15 protein-coding genes are annotated in these 18,099 nt (G+C 74.1%); 8 read left to right on the top strand and 7 right to left on the bottom strand.

What is annotated here, in order from left to right; genetic code table 11:
• Nucleotides 1-184 precede the first annotated feature (184 nt).
• Together AB0G84_RS22630 and AB0G84_RS22625 are read left to right on the top strand one after the other, a co-directional pair.
• Nucleotides 185-2,827, top strand: a complete 2,643-nt coding sequence (locus tag AB0G84_RS22630) for a helicase C-terminal domain-containing protein (RefSeq protein ID WP_361323521.1) — start codon at nt 185-187, stop codon at nt 2,825-2,827.
• Nucleotides 2,828-2,998: 171 nt separating this feature from the next.
• Nucleotides 2,999-4,651, top strand: a complete 1,653-nt coding sequence (locus tag AB0G84_RS22625) for a DNA repair helicase XPB (protein WP_361323518.1) — start codon at nt 2,999-3,001, stop codon at nt 4,649-4,651.
• A gap of 160 nt (nt 4,652-4,811) precedes the next feature.
• Here AB0G84_RS22625 and AB0G84_RS22620 read toward each other — a convergent pair whose 3' ends face one another.
• The gene (locus AB0G84_RS22620) at nt 4,812-6,101 is read right to left on the bottom strand and encodes a glycosyltransferase 87 family protein (RefSeq protein WP_361323515.1); all 1,290 of its coding nucleotides are present in this window, start codon (nt 6,099-6,101) and stop codon (nt 4,812-4,814) included.
• A gap of 511 nt (nt 6,102-6,612) precedes the next feature.
• A complete protein-coding gene (locus AB0G84_RS22615) occupies nt 6,613-6,885 on the bottom strand; it encodes a hypothetical protein (protein ID WP_361323512.1) in 273 nt (90 codons plus the stop codon).
• 519 nt (nt 6,886-7,404) lie between these two features.
• On the opposite strand from AB0G84_RS22615, the gene AB0G84_RS22610 reads away from it, so the two are divergent.
• Complete coding sequence (locus AB0G84_RS22610) at nt 7,405-9,447, top strand: AAA family ATPase (protein WP_361323666.1); 2,043 nt, start codon at nt 7,405-7,407, stop codon at nt 9,445-9,447.
• A gap of 98 nt (nt 9,448-9,545) precedes the next feature.
• Here AB0G84_RS22610 and AB0G84_RS22605 read toward each other — a convergent pair whose 3' ends face one another.
• On the bottom strand, nt 9,546-10,157 hold the full coding sequence (locus AB0G84_RS22605; protein WP_361323508.1) for a hypothetical protein: 612 nt from the start codon (nt 10,155-10,157) through the stop codon (nt 9,546-9,548).
• Nucleotides 10,158-10,468: 311 nt separating this feature from the next.
• On the opposite strand from AB0G84_RS22605, the gene AB0G84_RS22600 reads away from it, so the two are divergent.
• Nucleotides 10,469-11,035: a TetR family transcriptional regulator gene (locus AB0G84_RS22600; RefSeq protein ID WP_361323505.1), complete on the top strand. Its 567-nt coding sequence runs from the start codon at nt 10,469-10,471 to the stop codon at nt 11,033-11,035.
• Between the two features lie 141 nt (nt 11,036-11,176).
• On the opposite strand, the gene AB0G84_RS22595 is transcribed toward AB0G84_RS22600, so the two are convergent.
• Nucleotides 11,177-11,917 carry a copper homeostasis protein CutC gene (locus tag AB0G84_RS22595; RefSeq protein WP_361323502.1) on the bottom strand — a complete coding sequence of 247 codons (741 nt, stop codon included), beginning with the start codon at nt 11,915-11,917 and terminating at the stop codon, nt 11,177-11,179.
• Between the two features lie 119 nt (nt 11,918-12,036).
• On the opposite strand from AB0G84_RS22595, the gene AB0G84_RS22590 reads away from it, so the two are divergent.
• Together AB0G84_RS22590 and AB0G84_RS22585 are read left to right on the top strand one after the other, a co-directional pair.
• Nucleotides 12,037-12,735, top strand: coding sequence for a hypothetical protein (locus AB0G84_RS22590; protein WP_361323499.1), 699 nt, complete (start codon nt 12,037-12,039; stop codon nt 12,733-12,735).
• Between the two features lie 138 nt (nt 12,736-12,873).
• Nucleotides 12,874-14,160 (top strand): Cmx/CmrA family chloramphenicol efflux MFS transporter, encoded by a 1,287-nt coding sequence (locus tag AB0G84_RS22585; RefSeq protein ID WP_361323496.1) that lies wholly within the window; start codon nt 12,874-12,876, stop codon nt 14,158-14,160.
• A 212-nt stretch (nt 14,161-14,372) separates the two neighbouring features.
• Here AB0G84_RS22585 and AB0G84_RS22580 read toward each other — a convergent pair whose 3' ends face one another.
• The 3 genes from AB0G84_RS22580 to AB0G84_RS22570 all read right to left on the bottom strand — a co-directional run bounded on the left by AB0G84_RS22580 (nt 14,373) and on the right by AB0G84_RS22570 (nt 15,777).
• Nucleotides 14,373-14,918, bottom strand: coding sequence for a pyridoxamine 5'-phosphate oxidase family protein (locus tag AB0G84_RS22580; protein ID WP_361323493.1), 546 nt, complete (start codon nt 14,916-14,918; stop codon nt 14,373-14,375).
• A 170-nt stretch (nt 14,919-15,088) separates the two neighbouring features.
• Nucleotides 15,089-15,364: a DUF4031 domain-containing protein gene (locus AB0G84_RS22575; RefSeq protein WP_361323490.1), complete on the bottom strand. Its 276-nt coding sequence runs from the start codon at nt 15,362-15,364 to the stop codon at nt 15,089-15,091.
• 50 nt (nt 15,365-15,414) lie between these two features.
• Complete coding sequence (locus tag AB0G84_RS22570) at nt 15,415-15,777, bottom strand: hypothetical protein (RefSeq protein ID WP_361323487.1); 363 nt, start codon at nt 15,775-15,777, stop codon at nt 15,415-15,417.
• 164 nt (nt 15,778-15,941) lie between these two features.
• On the opposite strand from AB0G84_RS22570, the gene AB0G84_RS22565 reads away from it, so the two are divergent.
• Both AB0G84_RS22565 and murQ read left to right on the top strand, forming a co-directional pair.
• Nucleotides 15,942-16,841 (top strand): MurR/RpiR family transcriptional regulator, encoded by a 900-nt coding sequence (locus AB0G84_RS22565; RefSeq protein ID WP_361323485.1) that lies wholly within the window; start codon nt 15,942-15,944, stop codon nt 16,839-16,841.
• Nucleotides 16,842-17,008: 167 nt separating this feature from the next.
• Complete coding sequence (gene murQ, locus AB0G84_RS22560; RefSeq protein ID WP_361323482.1) at nt 17,009-17,971, top strand: N-acetylmuramic acid 6-phosphate etherase; 963 nt, start codon at nt 17,009-17,011, stop codon at nt 17,969-17,971.
• The last annotated feature ends 128 nt before the right edge of the window (nt 17,972-18,099 follow it).

The raw sequence follows: 18,099 nt of genomic DNA, 5'->3' as shown, positions 1-18,099 counted from the left end.
CGTCCGCTGGTTGCTGCCCGCCCCGACGGTACCGCCTCGGGCCCCGGCCCGTCCGCCCGCCGCGGGCGGACGGCACGCGGCACCGCAACGGGGCGCGCCGCACCGGGTTGTGTCACACCGGGCCGGGCGGCGCCGGGCCGCCACTCCCTGCCCCCGCGGAGCTCGCCCCGCTAACGTAGGACGAATGACCGACACCCCCCGCACCCTCGCCGAGGAGCTCCGCACCCGCACCGACAGCGGGCTCGTCGGGCTGCTGCGGGCGCGGCCCGACCTGCTCAATCCGGTGCCGGGTGACGTCACCCAGCTGGCGACCCGGGCCGGGACCCGGGGGTCGGTGGTGCGGGCGGTGGAGCGGCTGGACCGGTTCGCCCTGCAGACCGCCGAGGCGCTGGCAGTGGCGCCCGACCCGTGCCCGTACGACACGCTGGCCGCGCTGATGGCCGGGGACGCGGGGGACGGGGCGGTCGCCGCCGAGCTGCCCCGGGCGGTGGCGGAGCTGCGGGCGCAGGCGCTGGTGTGGGGGCCGGACGACCGGCTGCGGCTGGTGCGCACCGCCCGGGAACTGCTGGCGCCCGGCCCCGCGCACCCCTCGCCGACCGGCCTCGGCCCGACCGTCGCCGAGGCCACCTCGGGGATGTCGCCGGGGCGGCTGCAGGAGATCCTGACCGCGGCCGGGCTGCCCACCACCCATGACCCGGTCTCCGCGGTGGCGGCGCTGACCGCGCTGTTCTCCGACCGCGCCCGGATGGCGGCGCTGTTGGACCGTGCGCCGGCCGAGGCCGTGGCCGTCCTCGACAAGCTGTTGTGGGGCCCGCCCTACGGCGGGGTCACCGACCGCCCGGCGCCGCATCTGCAGTGGCTGCTGGACCGGGGGCTGCTGCTGCCGGCCGGCGCCCGCAACGTGGTGCTGCCGCGGGAGGCCGCGCTCCACCTGCGCGGCGGGCGGGCGCACCACAGCCCCGAACCGGTGCCGCCCGCCCTCGCGCCGACCACCGAACGCGATCCACAGCTTGTGGACAACGCCGCGGCGGGCCAGGCCTTCACCGCGCTGGCGACCGTGGAGGAGCTGCTCAAGGAGTGGGACCTGGGCGGGCCGTCGGTCCTGCGCGCCGGCGGCCTGAGCGTCCGCGACCTCAAGCGGACCGCCACCGCCCTGGACACCACCGAGCAGCTCGCCGCCTTCTGGCTCGAACTGGCCTACGCGGCCGGGCTGATCGCCTCCGACGGCGAGGCCGACGAGCGGTACGCGGCCACACCGGCCGCCGAGGAGTGGCTGCAGCTGCCCGATCACGAGCGCTGGGCGGTGCTGGTGGCCGGCTGGCTGCCGTCGACCCGTACCCCGGGCGTGGTCGGCAGCGCCGACGCCAAGGGGCGCGCGCTGGCCGCCCTCGGCCCGCACCTGGACCGGTCGCCCGCGCCCGAGGTCCGCCGGCGGGCCCTGACCCTCCTCGCCGACCTGCCGCCGGGCACCTCCGTACCGGCGACGGCCGTCCTGTCCCGGCTGCGGTGGGAGCGCCCCCTGCGGGGCGGGGGCGCCGGCACGGTCACCGGGGCAGCCACCGGATCAGCCACCGGAACGAGGCCGCCCATGGCTGCCGCCGCCACGACCACGGGCCCGGCCGCCACCCCTGCCACCCCTGCCACTCCCGCCGCCGGCAACGCACCGGGCGCCCCGGAGTCCACCTCCGCCGGTGACGACCTCCGTTCGCGGCTGGCCCAAGAGGCGCTGACCGAGGCCGAGTTGCTGGGAGTGACCGGACGGGGCGCGCTCTCCTCGCACGGCCGCGCCCTGCTCGGCACGGAGCCCGGGACGACCGGAGCGGCGCCGGGAACGAGCGGTTCGGCGCCCGGGCCGGCCGGCACCACCGCCGAGGTGGCCGGCACCGCGGCCCGCGCCGCCGCCCTGCTCGCCCCGCTCCTCCCCGAGCCCCTCGACCACCTCCTGCTCCAGGCCGACCTCACCGCGGTCGCCCCGGGTCCGCTGGAGCGCCCGCTCGCCGAGGCGCTGGACGTCCTGGCCGACGTCGAGTCCAAGGGCGGCGCCACGGTCTACCGCTTCACCCCGGCCTCGGTACGCCGCGCCCTGGACGCCGGCCGCTCCGCCGCCGAACTACAGGAGTTCCTGCGCACCCACTCCCGTACGCCGGTGCCGCAGCCGCTCTCCTACCTGATCGACGATGTGGCCCGCCGGCACGGCCAGTTGCGGGTCGGCGCGGCCACCGCGTACGTCCGCTGCGACGACGACGCCCTGCTCTCGGAGATCCTCGCCGACCGCCGCGCCGCCACGCTCCGACTGCGCCGCCTCGCCCCGACGGTGCTCGCCGCCCAGGCGTCCCCCGAGCAACTCCTCGACGGGCTACGGGCCATGGGCTACGCCCCGGCCGCCGAGTCCGCCGCCGGCGACGTACTGATCGCCCGCGCCGACTCGTACCGCACCCCGCCGCGCAGCGCCCCCACCCCGGTGCCGGACGGCCCGCCGGCGCCGGACGGCACCCTGCTGCAGGCCGCGGTGCGCGCCATCCGCGCCGGCGACCTCGCCGCCACCGCGGAGCGCAAGCCGGTCCCCGCCCCGACCCCGGTCGCCGGCGGCTTGCCGCGCACCACCTCCGCCGAGACCCTGGCCACCATGCAGGCCGCGGTGCTGACCAACTCGGCGCTGTGGATCGGCTACGTCAACGCGGACGGCGCCGCCAGCCAGCGGGTGATCGCCCCGGTACGGGTCGAGGGCGGCTTCGTCACCGCCTACGACCACACCGCCGACGAGGTCCGCACCTACCCGCTGCACCGGATCACGGGCGTGGCAGAACTCGCCGACGACACGGTCTGAGCCCGCGGGAGGACGCCGGGTGGGCACCAGGAGAGCCCGCGGGAAGGGCCGCGAACGTCCCGGTCCTCCCGGCGCCCGCCTCGGCTTCCCCGCGAATGCGGCACACTGGAGGTTTGGCCCTACGGGACACTCCCGCGGCGGCCGGGTGTCCGAGCGGAAAGGGCCAGGCGCGTGAACGGACCTCTCATCGTCCAGAGCGACAAGACGCTGCTGCTGGAGGTGGACCACGAGCTGGCGGACGCCTGCCGGCGGGCCATCGCGCCGTTCGCCGAGCTGGAGCGGGCGCCGGAGCACATCCATACGTACCGGGTGACGCCGCTCGGTCTGTGGAACGCCCGGGCCGCCGGGCACGACGCCGAGCAGGTCGTGGACGCGCTGGTGCAGTTCTCCCGGTACCCGGTGCCGCATGCGCTGCTGGTCGACATCGCCGAGACGATGTCGCGCTACGGGCGGCTGACGCTGGTCAAGCACCCGGCGCACGGGCTGGTGCTGAGCACCACCGACCGCCCGGTACTGGAGGAGATTCTCCGGTCGAAGAAGGTGCAGCCGCTGGTCGGGGCGCGGATCGAACCGGACAGCGTGATCGTCCACCCCTCCGAGCGCGGGCAGATCAAGCAGACGCTGCTGAAGCTGGGCTGGCCCGCCGAGGACCTGGCCGGCTATGTGGACGGTGAGGCGCATCCGATCGAGCTGCGCGAGGACGGTTGGGCGCTGCGGCCCTACCAGCAGCATGCCGTGGAGGGGTTCTGGCACGGCGGCTCGGGCGTCGTCGTACTGCCCTGTGGGGCGGGAAAGACGCTGGTGGGGGCCGGTGCGATGGCCCAGGCGAAGGCCACCACGCTGATCCTGGTGACCAACACGGTCTCGGCCCGGCAGTGGAAGCACGAGCTGGTGCGGCGGACCTCGCTGACCGAGGACGAGATCGGCGAGTACAGCGGGACCCGCAAGGAGATCCGGCCGGTCACCATCGCCACGTACCAGGTGCTGACGACCAAGCGGAAGGGCGTCTACCCGCATCTGGAGCTCTTCGACTCCCGTGACTGGGGCCTGATCGTCTACGACGAGGTGCATCTGCTGCCCGCGCCGGTCTTCAAGTTCACCGCCGACCTCCAGGCGCGGCGGCGGCTGGGGCTGACCGCGACGCTGGTGCGGGAGGACGGCCGGGAGTCGGACGTCTTCTCGCTCATCGGCCCGAAGCGCTTCGACGCGCCCTGGAAGGAGATCGAGTCGCAGGGGTACATCGCGCCCGCCGACTGCGTCGAGGTCCGGGTCAATCTGACCGAGTCGGAGCGGCTGGCGTACGCGACGGCGGAGGCCGAGGAGAAGTACCGCTTCTGTGCCACCACCGACAGCAAGCGCGATGTGACCGAGGCGCTGGTCCGCCGGCACCAGGGCCAGCAGACCCTGGTCATCGGGCAGTACATCGACCAGCTGGACGAGCTGGGTGAGCACCTCGACGCGCCGGTGATCAAGGGCGAGACCACCAACGCCCAGCGGGAGAAGCTCTTCGACGCGTTCCGGGAGGGCGAGATCTCGGTGCTCGTCGTCTCGAAGGTCGCGAACTTCTCGATCGACCTTCCCGAGGCGACGGTGGCCATCCAGGTCTCCGGCACCTTCGGCTCCCGGCAGGAGGAGGCCCAGCGGCTGGGCCGGGTGCTGCGCCCCAAGGCGGACGGGCACGAGGCACGGTTCTACTCGGTCGTCGCCCGCGACACCATCGACCAGGACTTCGCGGCCCACCGCCAGCGCTTCCTGGCCGAGCAGGGCTATGCGTACCGGATCGTGGACGCGGACGAGCTGCTGGCGGCCGACGAGGACGTCTGAGCGGCGGCTGCGCGTGCGCGCCGGCGGGCGGCGGACAGCGGACAGCGCAGGGCGGCGGGCGGCGCGGGGGACAGACAGGCGGCGGGCGGCGTGGGCGGGGGCCCCGGCGCGGGCAGGGGGACGGTCGGGCTTGCGGGCAGGTCCGCGTGGTTCCCCGCCGTCACGCCGCGCGGGTGTGCGCGGGCTGCTCCTGGTCGGCGCGCGGTGATGGTATGCGGCTTCCGGGGGCGCCCGGAGCTCCGGGGAGACCGCCGGACCGCCGCGTCCACCACAGCAGGGCGGCCAGCAGCCCGAGCCCGAGGAGCGAGTAGGGCGCCGCGAGCGGCTGCTGCCACCAGGAGACGTGCAGATCGAGGTCGCCGGTGTGCGGCACGATCCACATCGTGCGCGCGGTGAAGACGACGGTGACGACGGCCAGCAGCACCCGGCGCCAGCGGCTGGTCCGGGTGTGCGCGGCGAGTGCGATCAGCAGCGGCACACACCAGACCCAGTGGTGGGACCAGCTGATCGGCGAGACCAGCAGCGCCGTGACGGCGGTGGCCAGCAGGCCCCAGGTGTCCAGGCCGCGGCGCAGACACACCCGGCGGGCGGCGTAGAGGCCGGCGGCCGCGGTCAGCGCGGCCGGCACCGCCCACAGCAGTCCCGGCTCGGGGTCGTGCAGAACGCGGCTGATCAGACCCTGGAGGGACTGGTTGTCGACGATCCAGACCTTGCCGACCCGGTCGGTCTCGAACATCCGCCGCGTCCAGTACTCAACGCTGGCATCGGGCAGCACCAGCCACCCCAGCACCGCCGAGGCGAGGAACCCGGCGAGGCAGCTGACGGCGGCCTTCACCCGGCCGGTGATCAGGAGGTAGACCCCGAAGATCGCCGGGGTGAGCTTGATGCCGGCCGCGATGCCGGTGGCCAGCCCCTTGCCGCGCGCCCCGTCCGGGCGTGCGAGGTCCCACAGGACCAGGCAGGTCAGCGCCAGGTTGACCTGGCCGAAGACGAAGGTCTGGAACACCGGCTCCAGCCAGAGGCCGAGGGCGGTGGCGGCGAGGATGGTGGGGGCGGTGTGCGCGGACTGCCGCAGGCCGGCCGCCTTGCAGGAGAGATGGACCAGCAGGGCGAGGAGGGCGGCGTTGACCAGGACGCAGACGACCTTGAGGGTGCTGAGCGAGAGCCAGGTCGTCGGGATGAACAGCAGCGCGGCGAACGGCGGGTAGGTGGCCGGGAGGTTCCATTTGGTGACCGTGAAGCCGTAGAGGTCACCGCCGGACGCCGCGGCCTCCCCCTCGGCACGGTAGACCGCTATGTCGGACATCGGCAGCGGCTGGAGCTCGTAGAGCGCCCACAGTCCGCCGAACGACAGCACCAGCAGCGCCACGGCGAGCACCAGTCTTCGGGGGTGCGCGGTGCTCAGGTGCCAGGTGCGTCTCCATGTCCACGTCCCGTCGGCGGCAGACACCGTTACCCCTCCTCGTCGCCCTGAGCGCGCCCTCTGCGGCGACGCTAGTGGATCGAGGCCGATCGTCTGCAACGGTTTCCGGTCGTCCGGATGTCCATGCGACTTCGCCACAAAGTCGGCCCGCTGGTCGTGATTGTGCGGTGATCGACCGAAGCATGACGTGATGTGTACGCGTGTGGCTACATGTGTGGCAACTACATCTGTGACTGCTGGAGGTGCGGCTGCTACACGGGTGACTGCTGGAGGTGCGGCTGGCTGCTACCTGTGCGGCGCGCGCAGGGTGGCTCCAGCGGGAGGGCACAGAAGGGCGTGGTGGCGGAACGGCGCGGGTGGCGGAACGGCGCGGGTGGGAGCAGGAGCGTCGGGTGTACGGAGGCCGAGCACAGGACGGAGGGGCGCAGGACGGAGGGGCACACGGCGGGCCGGCCCCGGACGAGTGAGGGCACGGCAGCCAGCGCCGCAGGGCAGCGAGGCGTCGTGCGGCGTCCTGCCGTACGGCTGCTCGGTACGGTCAGGTGTGGCGGTGACTGCGGCGCTCGGTGCGGTGCTCGGTGCGGCGGTCACCCCGGCGGTCGCTGGGGTCGTCCTCGCCGTACTCCCCCAGAACGACGACGCTGAAGGCGGCCCGGCCGAAGACCTTCACCGCGCGCAGGGCGTTGCCCAGGACGTAGCGGTGCCCGTGCGCCGGGGGCGCACCCTCGGCGAGGTCGGGGCTGAGGGCGGTGGCGCCCTTGGCCGTGTGGAGTGCGGACAGGGAAGCTGGTGGAATCGCTGCGCTACTCATGCCTCCATGATGGAATTCACGCGATTGCCGCACATCGGTCCACAGGCCCATCCCGAAAGGGCCGGACGTCCGTCTCCAGGCCCACCCCGTCCCCTACGGGAGACCGAACGGCCCTCAGGGTCGTACGCCCCCGGCACGAGCCCGCGCACCCCGCGAAATTCCGTTGGCGCGCCCCTCCAGTGCTGACTACAATCGCGCGTCTGCCTGCCTCCCGTCGGGAGTGCTGCCGTCCGGACGGAAACCGGACGGCTCTTTGCTTCACGCCGCTGACCAGCGAGGCGCCTGACCCGCGCTAAGCACCGACGCCGGCCCGCCCGCGCCCGCTTCCGCCGGCGCGCGCCCGCCGCTGTACCCGCTACCGGAGGCAACGCCGTGCCCGCGCACGCCCACCCGTCGCCCGACCACCACCCCTCACGGACGGCGCCCAGCGCCGACAGCCCACACCCGTCGCCCGACCACCACCCCTCCCAGACGGCGCCAAACGCCAACACCCCACACCCCTCCCCCGGCCACGACCCCCTGGAGCGGGAGAAGGCACACCTCGCCGACTCGCGAGCCGCCCTACGGGCCATGCGGCAGGACGCCGAGGCGCTGAACATCGCCGACGTCGCCGCGAACTGGGTCAACGCCAAGGTCCTGCAGGGCGAGATCGACGCCCGCATCAAGGCGCTCGCCGACCTCGCGCACACCCCGCTCTTCTTCGGCCGCCTCGACTACCTCCACGCACCGGGCATGGACCTCGCCGAGGGCGCCGAGGGGGAGAACTTCTACATCGGCCGGCGCCATGTCCACGACGCCGACGGTGACCCCATGGTCATCGACTGGCGCGCGCCCGTCTCCCAACCGTTCTACCGGGCCTCCAAGAAGGACCCGATGGACCTCCGGCTGCGCCGCCGATTCGGCTACACCGCGGGCGAGTTGACCGCGTACGAGGACGAGCACCTCACCGACCCGGGAGAGGCGGACCGCACCAGCCGGCTGCTGCAGACGGAGATCGAGCGCCCGCGCGTCGGTCCCATGCGGGACATCGTCGCCACCATCCAGCCCGAGCAGGACGAGATCGTGCGCGCCGGTATCGGCGGGTCGGTCTGCGTCCAGGGGGCGCCGGGCACCGGGAAGACCGCGGTCGGTCTGCACCGGGTCGCCTATCTGCTGTACGCGCACCGCGAGCGGCTGGCCCGTGCCGGCACCCTCGTCATCGGCCCGAACCGCTCGTTCCTGCACTACATCGAGCAGGTGCTGCCGGCCCTGGGCGAGTTGGAGGTCAAGCAGGCGACGGTGGACGACCTGGTGGGGCATGTGGAGGTGCGCGGCACCGACGAGGCGGCCGCCGCGACGGTCAAGGGCGATGCCCGGATGGCCGAGGTGCTGCGGCGCGCGGTGCGCTCGCACATCGGGCGGCCCGAGGAGCCCTGCGTGGTCGTTCGCGGCTCCCGCCACTGGCGCGTCCCGGCGTACGAAATCGAAGAGATCGTAGGGGAGTTGAGAGACCGCGACATCCGTTACGGGGCGGCCCGCGAGGCGCTCCCCCAGCGGATCGCCCATGCCGTCCTGGTCCGTATGGAGCAGGCGGGGGAGGCGCCGGACGACCGGGTGCAGAACGCGGTGGCGCGCAACGCCGCGGTGAAGGCCGTGGTCAAGGCGGTCTGGCCGGAGGTCGACCCGGCGAAGCTGGTGCTGCGGCTGCTGGGCGACGCGGACTTCCTGGCCGCGCAGGCGGAGGGGGTCCTCACGCCCGAGGAGCAGAAGACGATCCTGTGGGCCAAGCCGGCCCGCAGCGTGAAGAGCGCCAAGTGGTCCACCGCGGACGCGGTGTTGATCGACGAGGCGAGGGACCTGATCGAGCGCACCCCGTCGCTCGGCCATGTGGTCCTCGACGAGGCGCAGGACCTCTCCCCCATGCAGTACCGCGCGGTCGGCCGGCGCTGCACGACCGGCTCGGCGACGATCCTCGGCGACATCGCCCAGGGCACCACCCCCTGGGCGACCGACACCTGGGAGGAGGCGCTGGCCCACCTGGGCAAGCCCGGTGCGGCGATCGAGGAGCTCACCCAGGGCTTCCGCGTGCCGCGGGAGGTGATCGCCTACGCCTCGCGGCTGCTGCCCGCCATCGCCCCCGATCTGACGGAGGCCACCTCGATCCGGGAGTCGCCGGGCGACTTCGAGATCCGTACGGTCGAGCCGGCGGACCTGACCGCGGCGACCCTCGCGGCCTGCGACGACGCGCTGACGAAGGAGGGCTCGATCGGCCTGATCGCCGCGGAGGCCCGGATTCCGGTGCTGCGCGAGGAGTTGACGGCGGCCGGCGTGACCTGCCTGGCACCCGGCGAGGAGACCTCGGCCGTGGCCCGGCTGACGCTGGTGCCGGCCACCCTCGCCAAGGGCCTGGAGTACGACCATGTGGTGCTGGACGAGCCGGCCGCGATCGTCGACGGGGAGCCGGACGAACGGACCGGGCTGCGCCGGCTGTACGTGTGCCTGACCCGGCCGGTGTCGGGGCTGACCGTGATCCATGCGGCGCCGCTTCCGGACACGTTGACGGGCGGCCCGCTAGGTTCGTAGGCACCGCCGAACCGCCGCGGCCGGGCCCGGGGCGTTCCTTTCGGATCTTCGTGGGCTGGAAACGCCCTGAGACGCCGTAAGGACTGCCCCGGAAGCCCTTAGGACACGAAGCCCACGATGCCGAAACCGGGGCGCGCCTCCACATGGCGAAGCCAGCCGATGACGTCCATGACGGCGTCGACCACCTCGGGCTCCAGCGGCGGGGCGTGGCCGTCCCGCTTGGTCTGCTCGAACTGCTCCAGCGCCTCCAGGCACTGCTTGTGCGTCCACTCGCCGCTCCGCGGCAGGTCGTACTGCGGGACAGCGCTGGGTATGCCGCCGGAGTAGCCGAACTCCGCCACCGAGACCGCGGTGATCCGCAGCGCCCGCAGCCCTTCGTCGACAAGCTCCAGCCAGTCGCCCCGGAACGGGCAGAAGCAGGAGTTGTCGAGGAAGGATCCGGTCAGGGAGCACAGGCGCTTGTAGGCGTAGCCGTACTGGAAGGCGTACTGCTGGTTCTCGTGGAAGGGACCGCCGTGCACCACCGCGTGCAGCGCCTCGTACGCGGTGGGGGCGCCGTCCGCGATCTCGGAGGAGAACCAGCTGTCGTCCGATGCCAGGTCGTCGCCGAAGTTGTCGCGGACGGCCTGGAGCAACTGGTCGTCGCGAGAGCCGACGAGGGCACGTGCGGCCTCGGGGTCGAGCAGGTACACGCTCAGGGAAGAACTCATGAGAGCACGTTAACCACCGGCACTGACAACCAGGTTGGGGGCGGTGGCCGACGGCGGCCGGTCGAGGGCCGACCGTGCAGATCAGGACCCCACCGCGGCCCCCCAGCGGCGCCTCCCGCATGATCGGCGCCGCCCGTCCGGGCGCGGCGGCCGATGGCCTCCCCGATCGCCTGCCTGATCGCCACCGACCTCGCGCCGGCCCCGACCGCTGCCCCCGACGGTCGCCCCGACGCCCACGGCCCTACCGCCGTCCCACCGGCGTCCCACTACCGCCCCACCGCTGCCCCAGCACCGGTGGCACAATGACCGCCATGTCCAAGCCCCCCGGAACCCGGCAGAGCATCATCGACGCCGTCCTGCGCGTCATCGGTGAGGACGGCGTCGCCGGGGTCACCAACCGGCGGATCGCCAAGGAGGCCAAGGTCTCCCTCGGTTCGGTCACCTACCACTTCACGACCCAGCACGAGATGCTGCGCGAGAGCCTGCTGCACTTCGTCGCGGAGGAGACCCGGCACTTCACCGAGCTCGCCGACCAGTGCGAGACCGACGGGATGGACATCGATCGGGCCTCCGCCACGGTCGGCCAGGTCGCCGGGTGCACGCAGACCGACAGCAGGCGCATCGCGCCCTTCGAGCTCTACGTCCAGGCCGGCCGCGACGAGCGGTTGCGCACCGCGGCCGCGCAGTGCTTCGCCGCGTACGACCAGCTGGCCGCCCGGATCCTCACCGGTCTCGGCGTACCCGACGCCGAGCGGCTGGCGAGCACCGCCGTCGCGCTGGTCTTCGGACTGCAACTGCGCAGCCTGGCCACGGGTGCGCCGGCCGAGGAGCTCGTCGACGCCCTGCTACTGCTGGCACGCGGGGCGCAGCACGCCTGAGCCCCGGCACCGGTACCGGCGCACCGGCACCGGGCGCGGCAGCCCCCTGGAAAGCCGCCGCGCAAACGATCGGCGGCAAGAGGCACTTGCCTACGGGAAGCGCTCGGCCACGGGAAGCGTCCGGCTACGGGACGCGTCCGGCTACGGGACGCGTCGTTCACGGGCGCGGTCAGCGGGCACCCCGTCCAGCGCCGACCGCCACTCCGCCACCGCAGCCGCATCCACCGGCGCGGACCAGCCGCCGGGCCGGGCGGCGCTGCCGATGTGGAAGGCGTCCAGGCCGGCCGCGCGCAGTGTCGGCAGGTGGTCGAGACCGAGTCCGCCACCCACCAGGATGCGCGGCGCGTAGCCGGGGTCGGCCGCCGCCGTACGCGCCTGCTCGGCGAGCAGCACCGGCAGTCCCGCCGCCACGCCCCGCGGATCACCGGCCGTCAGGACGGTGTCGAGCCCGGTGGTGCCGGGCGCCCCCGCCAGCTCCTTGCGGAGCGCCGCGCGGTCGACCGCGTGGTCGAGGGCCCGGTGGAAGGTCCACCGGCAGCCGTCGATCACCTCGGCCAGCGCGGCCACCGCGTCCAGGTCCGGCCGCCCGTCCGGCGTCAGGAAGCCGAGGACGAACTCGTCGGCGCCCTCCGCCCGCAGCGCCGCCGCCTGGGCGCAGAGCGCCGCCAGGTCGCCGGCCGCGAAGCCGTCACGGGCCCGCAGCATCACCCGCAGCGGGAGGTCGACGGCCGCGCGGATCGCCGCGAAGGTGGCCCGGGAGGGGGTGAGCCCGTCGGCGGCCATGTCGGTGACGAGTTCCAGGCGGTCGGCACCGCCGGCCCGGGCGGCGACCGCGTCCTGCGGGCCGAGCGCGATCACCTCCAGGAGCGCGCGCTTGCTCATATGACCCCAATCCTTCAGCGACGACATGGCCCGGTGACCCAGCGCTCCACCCTACGGCAACAGGTCTAGTCCAATATCCCAGCGTACGGGTCCGCCGCCCCGGGGGCACAATGATGCGCATGACCCCCGTGTCCCGTACGGCAGACACCACCGGCCCGGCAGCGGAACTCCACCGACGCTGGGCCGCCACCGTGGCCGAGGCCCGCGGCGCCGGGACGCGCGCGGCCCCCGAAAGCGCACCACCGCCCGACCCCGCCCCGTACGCCGACAACCTCCTGTCCCGGTGGGGCGAGCCGCACCGCCGCTACCACACCGTCGAGCACCTGGCCGCGGTCCTCGCCCGCATCGATGAACTGGCCGGTCACGCCGATGACTTGAGCGTCGTCCAACTGGCGGCGTGGTTCCATGACGCGGTCTACCGCCCGGACCGCTCCGAGAACGAGGAGCGCAGCGCGGCCCTCGCCGAACGCGCCCTGCCCGAGCTGGGCATCGGCCCGGCCCGCACCGCCGAGGTCGCGCGCCTGGTGCGGCTCACCGTCACCCACGCCCCGGAGCCCGACGACCCCGACGGCGAGGTGCTGTGTGACGCCGATCTCGCCGTGCTCGCCGGTTCGCCGGACGACTACGCGGCCTACGCCGCCGCGGTCCGCGCCGAGTACGCCTTCGTCCCGGACCCGGACTTCGCCGCCGGCCGGGCCGCGGTCCTCCATCAACTCCTCGCCCTGCCACGGCTGTTCCGGACCCCGCAGGGTTACGACCGCTGGGAGCACCAGGCCCGCCGCAACCTGGCCACGGAGCTGGACCTGCTGGGCGGCTGAGGCCGGGCGGCGTCGCCCCGCCCCCGCGCCGGGTGCCCCCCCCGGGCCGCCGCCGGCACCCCGCCCGCATGGCCGAGGCCACGCCGGAAGGTACCGTCCGAGGGAATGTAAGGCCTCCTACCGTGGTTAGTAGCTGACATGCCCGCACCCGCTCCGCCCGCCCGCACCCGCCTCCCCATCGCCGTCTACGTCCTCGGTCTGTCCGTCTTCGCCCTCGGCACGTCCGAGTTCATGCTCTCCGGCATCCTCCAGCCACTCGCCCGTGACCTGCGGGTCTCCATCCCGCAGGCCGGTCTGTTGGTCTCCGCCTTCGCGATCGGCATGGTGGTCGGCGCCCCCGTGCTGGCCGCGGCGACGCTCCGCCTTCCCCGCCGTACGACACTGATCGCGCTGCTCGCGGCGTTCGGCCTGGGCCAGGTGGCCGGCGCGCTGGCCCCTTCCTACGGCGTGCTGTTCGCCTCGCGCGTGGTCAGCGCGCTGGCCTGCGCCGGATTCTGGGCGGTCGGCGCCGCGGTCGCCGTCTCGCTGGTGCCGGTCACCGCGCGGGCCCGGGCGATGGCCGTGATGGTGGGCGGTCTGAGCATCGCCAACATCGCGGGCGTCCCGGCGGGCGCCCTGCTCGGCCAGCACGCCGGCTGGCGCGCCGCCTTCTGGGCGGTGGCCGGGCTCGCCGCCCTCGGTCTGGTCGGCGTGATCGCGCTGGTGCCGCGGACGAGCGTGCCCACCGGTGACGACCGCCCGCAGCTCCGCCGGGAACTGGCCATCTACAAGGACAAGCAGGTCTGGCTGGCGCTGATCGCCACCGCCCTGAACGGCGCCGCGGTCTTCGCGCTCTTCTCCTACCTCTCGCCGCTGCTGACCGACACCGCCGGGCTGGCCGAGAGCTGGGTGCCCACGGTGCTTGCGCTGTTCGGCGTGGGCGCGCTGATCGGCACGTTCATCGGCGGCCGGATCGCCGATGCGCACCTCTTCGGGACGCTCTTCGGCGGTATCGCCGCCTCCACCGTGGTGCTGGCGGTCCTGGCGCTGACCGCCCACAGCCCGGTGGCCGCCATCGCGCTGTCCCTGCTGCTGGGGGTGACCGCGTTCACCACCGCCCCGGCGCTCAACGCCCGGATGTTCAACGTGGCCAACGCCGCGCCGACGCTGGCCGGCGCGACCACCACCGCCGCCTTCAACATCGGCAACACCCTCGGCCCCTGGCTCGGCGGCCTGGCCATCGGCGCCGGCTGGGGCTACCCGGCGGTGGCCTGGACGGGCGCGGCACTGGCGGCGGCGGCCGTCCTCACCACCGCGCTCGCCTTCCGGCTGCACCGCATGAACGGCCGCTCCCGGCTGGTGGCCGCCGCGACGCCGAAGGCCGCCGCGCCGGCACCGGAGGCCACCGCGCAGGCACCGACACCGGAGGCCGTGGAACAGCACTGACCTGCAGGGGGCGGGGCGGATCGCGGCGGATCGCGGCGACTGCCGGTGGCTGCTGGTGGCTGCCGAGTGCCGGGGACTGCCGGGCGCCGGTGGCTGCCGGGTGCCGGTGGCTGCCGGGCGCCGGTGGCTGCCGGGTGCCGGTGGCTGCCGGGCGCCGGTGGCTGCCGGGCGTCGAGGACTGTCGGGCGGCTGCCGCCGTCTCCGCCGTCCCGTCACGCCCCGCCGTCGAAGGTCCAGCGGGTCTGGCTGTAGACGGACTCGCCCCGCCCGAAGCCGAAGGCCTTGCGGGGCCGGACGCGGAAGACCACCGCCCGGCCGCCCTCCCCGTGGAACGCCCCGTCCCGGACGTCGAAGTGCCAGTCGCTGCCGTACTTCTCCTCGTACCGCTCGGCCAGCCGGTGCAGCGTGGCCCCGTCGTCGATCCGCTCCGCCACGCCCTCGACGACCACATCGAGTCCGGCGTGCAGGTCGTTGCCGCCGGCCGTCGAGGTGGTCAGCGCACAGTGCGGGCTGACCGCGAGGTTCTTGGCCTTGCGCTCGTCGGGGCCGGTACAGAAGTGGAGGGCGTCGTCCGCCCAGACGGCGAGCAACGGGGTGACGTGCGGGCGTCCGTCCGGGCGTACGGTGCTGAGCCAGAAGATCTCCGCCTCGGTCATCCCGCCGACGGCCGCGGACCAGGCGATCGCCGTGGCGTCCGGGCTGCTGTAGGCGGGGTGGAGCTCGGTGACCGGCTCCCTCCCCGGTGCGCTGGCTGGCATGACGGGCCCCTTTCGAATGCGGCACGCGGTCAGGGCCCATCGTGCGGGGGCGTGCCCTCGGCCGGCCGCTGCGACGCGCCGCAACGGACCGCGCGGGGCGCGCCGGACGGTACGCCCTACGGCGGTTTCCCCCGGTTCCCGCGAACCCGCCAGGGTCCGAAGGAGCCGCCCTAGAGACGAGGCGGCGGGCGGTGCTTGGGTCTGCGCAGGCCGGCCGCCGTCAGCCGGCGCAACAGCTCCTTGCTGCCGACCTCGACCGCGCCGGCCCGCACCGCATCGGCGTAACGCTCGGACGGCAGGTCGTAGTGATCGCGCTCGAACGCCCGCCGGGGCAGCCCGAGGCCCGCCGCGAAGGCGTGCAACTCGTCGAAGGACACATCGCTGACCAGATGCGACCACATGCGGCCGTGCCCGGGCCAGATGGGTGGATCAACGTAGACCGCCACCTCAGCGCTCCGGCCGCTTCGCCGGGGCGCCCCGGTGCACCGCGCGCACCTCAGCCCTCCGCCGGAGCGTGCAGCCGGCCGACCCGGGCCACCGCGACCGCGGTCTTGGGGCAGACCCAGTGCGGGTCGGGCCCCAACTCCGGTTCCACGCCGAGGGCATGGGGATCGCCCGACTCCGTGCATACGGGGCACAGCGGCCAGCGGCCGTACCGGTCCAGCAGGGCGTCCTGGACGTCCTGCGCTATCAGTCCCGCGACGAACTCCGCGCCCTCGGGCCACTGCTCCACCCACCACCGGCGGTGAACGACCGCGTCCTCCACGAGCGAGACGATGTCGGCATCGGCCACGTCGTCCGCGACCAGGTCGGCGAGCACCAGCGCCCGCGCGGCGTGCAACGCCTGTTCCAGCTCCATGCCCCCCATTGTCTCCCGACCGCACGGCGGCGCCCGGCGTTGTCCACAGGCCCCGGCGCGGCTCGCGCGCTCTGTCCACACCCCTCACCGAGGGTATTGACGTGAGAAGGTGCTGAAATTACTTTTCAGGAGTGAGTAACAGCGTGAAGGAAAGTTTCAGGGGCGTGCCCGTCGAGACCCGGCCGGCTCCGGCCCCGCCCGCCCCCGCGGCACTGGCCGCCAAGGTCCGTACGCTCGCCCCGACGATGACCCGCTCCATGCAGCGGGTCGCCGAGACGGTCGCAAGCGACCCGGCCGGCTGTGCCGCGCTCACCGTCACCGGCCTGGCGGAGCGCACCGGCACCAGTGAGGCCACCGTCGTACGGACCTCCCGGCTCCTGGGCTACCCGGGCTACCGCGACCTCCGGCTCGCGCTCGCCGCGCTGGCCGCCCAGCAGGCCGCCGGCGGCGCGCCCGCCGTGACCGCGGACATAGCGGTCGACGACTCCCTGACCGAGGTCGTCACCAAGCTGGCGCAGGAGGAGCAGCAGTGCCTGGCCGACACCGCGGCCGGGCTGGACGTCACCCAGCTCGAAGCGGCCGTCGCCGCGCTCTGCGGTGCCCGCCGGATCGATGTGTACGGCGTCGGCGCCTCCCACCTCGTCGGCCAGGACCTCGCCCAGAAACTGCTGCGCATCGGCCTGATCGCGCACGCCCACGCGGACCCGCACCTGGCGGTGACCAACGCCGTGCAGATGCGCACCGGCGATGTCGCCGTGGCCATCACCCACTCCGGCCGCACCACCGACGTGATAGAGCCACTGCGGGTGGCCTTCGACCACGGCGCGACGACGATCGCCGTCACCGGCCGCCCCGACGGCCAGATCGCCGCCTACGCCGACCACATCCTGACCACGTCCACGGCCCGCGAGAGCGAGCTGCGCCCCGCCGCGATGTCCTCCCGGACCAGCCAGCTCCTGGTCGTCGACTGCCTGTTCATAGGCGTCGCCCAGCGCACCTACGAGACCGCGGCCCCCGCGCTGTCCGCGTCGTACGAGGCCCTGGCCCACCGCCACCGGCCCTGACCCACCGGCCCCGACGCGGCAGCGCGCCGGCCGCCGTACCAGCCCGTTGGAGCACCGGCCCTGACGCCGCACCAGCCCGGCTGAAGCACCGGTCCTGACGGAGCACCAGTCCTGACACGCCCCCGGCGGGTCCGTCCCGCGCCCAACCGAGAAAGAGCCGCCGCCCGATGACACCCACCGAGCGCACCGAGCGCACTCACCCCACTGACCCCACCGACCTGCGCGCTCAGCTGGACACCCTCACCACCGAGGCCTTCCGCCCCGAGCTCGCCGAGATCGACCGCCGCTCCACCCTCGACATCGCCCGCACGATGAACGCCGAGGACGCCGTCGTCCCCGCCGCCATCGCCGCCCGGCTCCCGGAGATCGCCGCAGCCATCGACGCCACCGCCGCCCGGATGGCCCGCGGCGGCCGGCTGGTCTACGCGGGTGCCGGCACGGCCGGCCGCCTCGGGGTGCTGGACGCCAGCGAGTGCCCGCCGACCTTCAACACCGACCCCTCGCAGGTCCTCGGCCTGATCGCGGGCGGGCCGCCCGCGCTGGTCACCGCCGTCGAAGGCGCCGAGGACAGCGCGGAGTTCGCCGCCGAGGACCTGACCGCGATCGGCCTCACCGCGATCGACACCGTCGTCGGCATCTCGGCCTCCGGCCGCACCCCGTACGCGATCGGCGCCGTCGAGCACGCCCGGGCCCTCGGCGCGCTGACCATCGGGCTGTCCTGCAACGCCGGTTCGGAGCTGGCCGCCGCGGCGGAGCACGGCATCGAGATCGTGGTCGGCCCCGAGCTGCTGACCGGCTCGACCCGACTCAAGGCCGGCACCGCCCAGAAGCTGGTGCTCAACATGCTCTCGACCCTCACCATGATCCGGCTGGGCAAGACCTACGGGAATCTGATGGTCGACGTCCGCGCCTCCAACGACAAGCTCCGGGCCCGTTCGCGCCGCATCGTCGCGCTCGCCACCGGCGCCGACGACAAGGAGATCGAGGCGGCGCTCGCCGAGACCGACGGGGAGGTGAAGAACGCCATCCTCACCCTCCTCGGCGGGGTCGACGCCCCCACCGCCGCCCGGCTGCTGGACGCCTGCGACGGCCACCTCCGCGCGGCCCTGGAGGCCGCCGCGAAGCTCTAACCACCGCCGAGCCCTGGCCACCGCGAAGCCCTGACCACCACGGAGCCCTGACCACCGCGAGTTCTGACCACCGCGAGTTCTGACCACCGCGAGTTCTGACCATCGAGCCGCCGGCCCGGCAGGGCCCG

Origin of the sequence: Streptomyces sp. NPDC020742, assembly GCF_040641675.1 — a bacterium.
Lineage (GTDB): Bacteria > Actinomycetota > Actinomycetes > Streptomycetales > Streptomycetaceae > Streptomyces.
This window is presented reverse-complemented; position numbering and strand designations above follow the sequence as displayed.

Excerpts from the sequence above, each read along its gene's own strand:
- AB0G84_RS22630 (WP_361323521.1), top strand. The coding sequence starts at position 185 with ATGACCGACACCCCCCGCACCCTCGCCGAGGAGCTCCGCACCCGCACC.
- AB0G84_RS22615 (WP_361323512.1), bottom strand. The coding sequence starts at position 6,885 with ATGAGTAGCGCAGCGATTCCACCAGCTTCCCTGTCCGCACTCCACACG.
- AB0G84_RS22605 (WP_361323508.1), bottom strand. The coding sequence starts at position 10,157 with ATGAGTTCTTCCCTGAGCGTGTACCTGCTCGACCCCGAGGCCGCACGT.
- AB0G84_RS22600 (WP_361323505.1), top strand. The coding sequence starts at position 10,469 with ATGTCCAAGCCCCCCGGAACCCGGCAGAGCATCATCGACGCCGTCCTG.
- AB0G84_RS22595 (WP_361323502.1), bottom strand. The coding sequence starts at position 11,917 with ATGAGCAAGCGCGCGCTCCTGGAGGTGATCGCGCTCGGCCCGCAGGAC.
- AB0G84_RS22590 (WP_361323499.1), top strand. The coding sequence starts at position 12,037 with ATGACCCCCGTGTCCCGTACGGCAGACACCACCGGCCCGGCAGCGGAA.
- AB0G84_RS22585 (WP_361323496.1), top strand. The coding sequence starts at position 12,874 with ATGCCCGCACCCGCTCCGCCCGCCCGCACCCGCCTCCCCATCGCCGTC.
- AB0G84_RS22580 (WP_361323493.1), bottom strand. The coding sequence starts at position 14,918 with ATGCCAGCCAGCGCACCGGGGAGGGAGCCGGTCACCGAGCTCCACCCC.
- AB0G84_RS22570 (WP_361323487.1), bottom strand. The coding sequence starts at position 15,777 with ATGGAGCTGGAACAGGCGTTGCACGCCGCGCGGGCGCTGGTGCTCGCC.
- murQ (WP_361323482.1), top strand. The coding sequence starts at position 17,009 with ATGACACCCACCGAGCGCACCGAGCGCACTCACCCCACTGACCCCACC.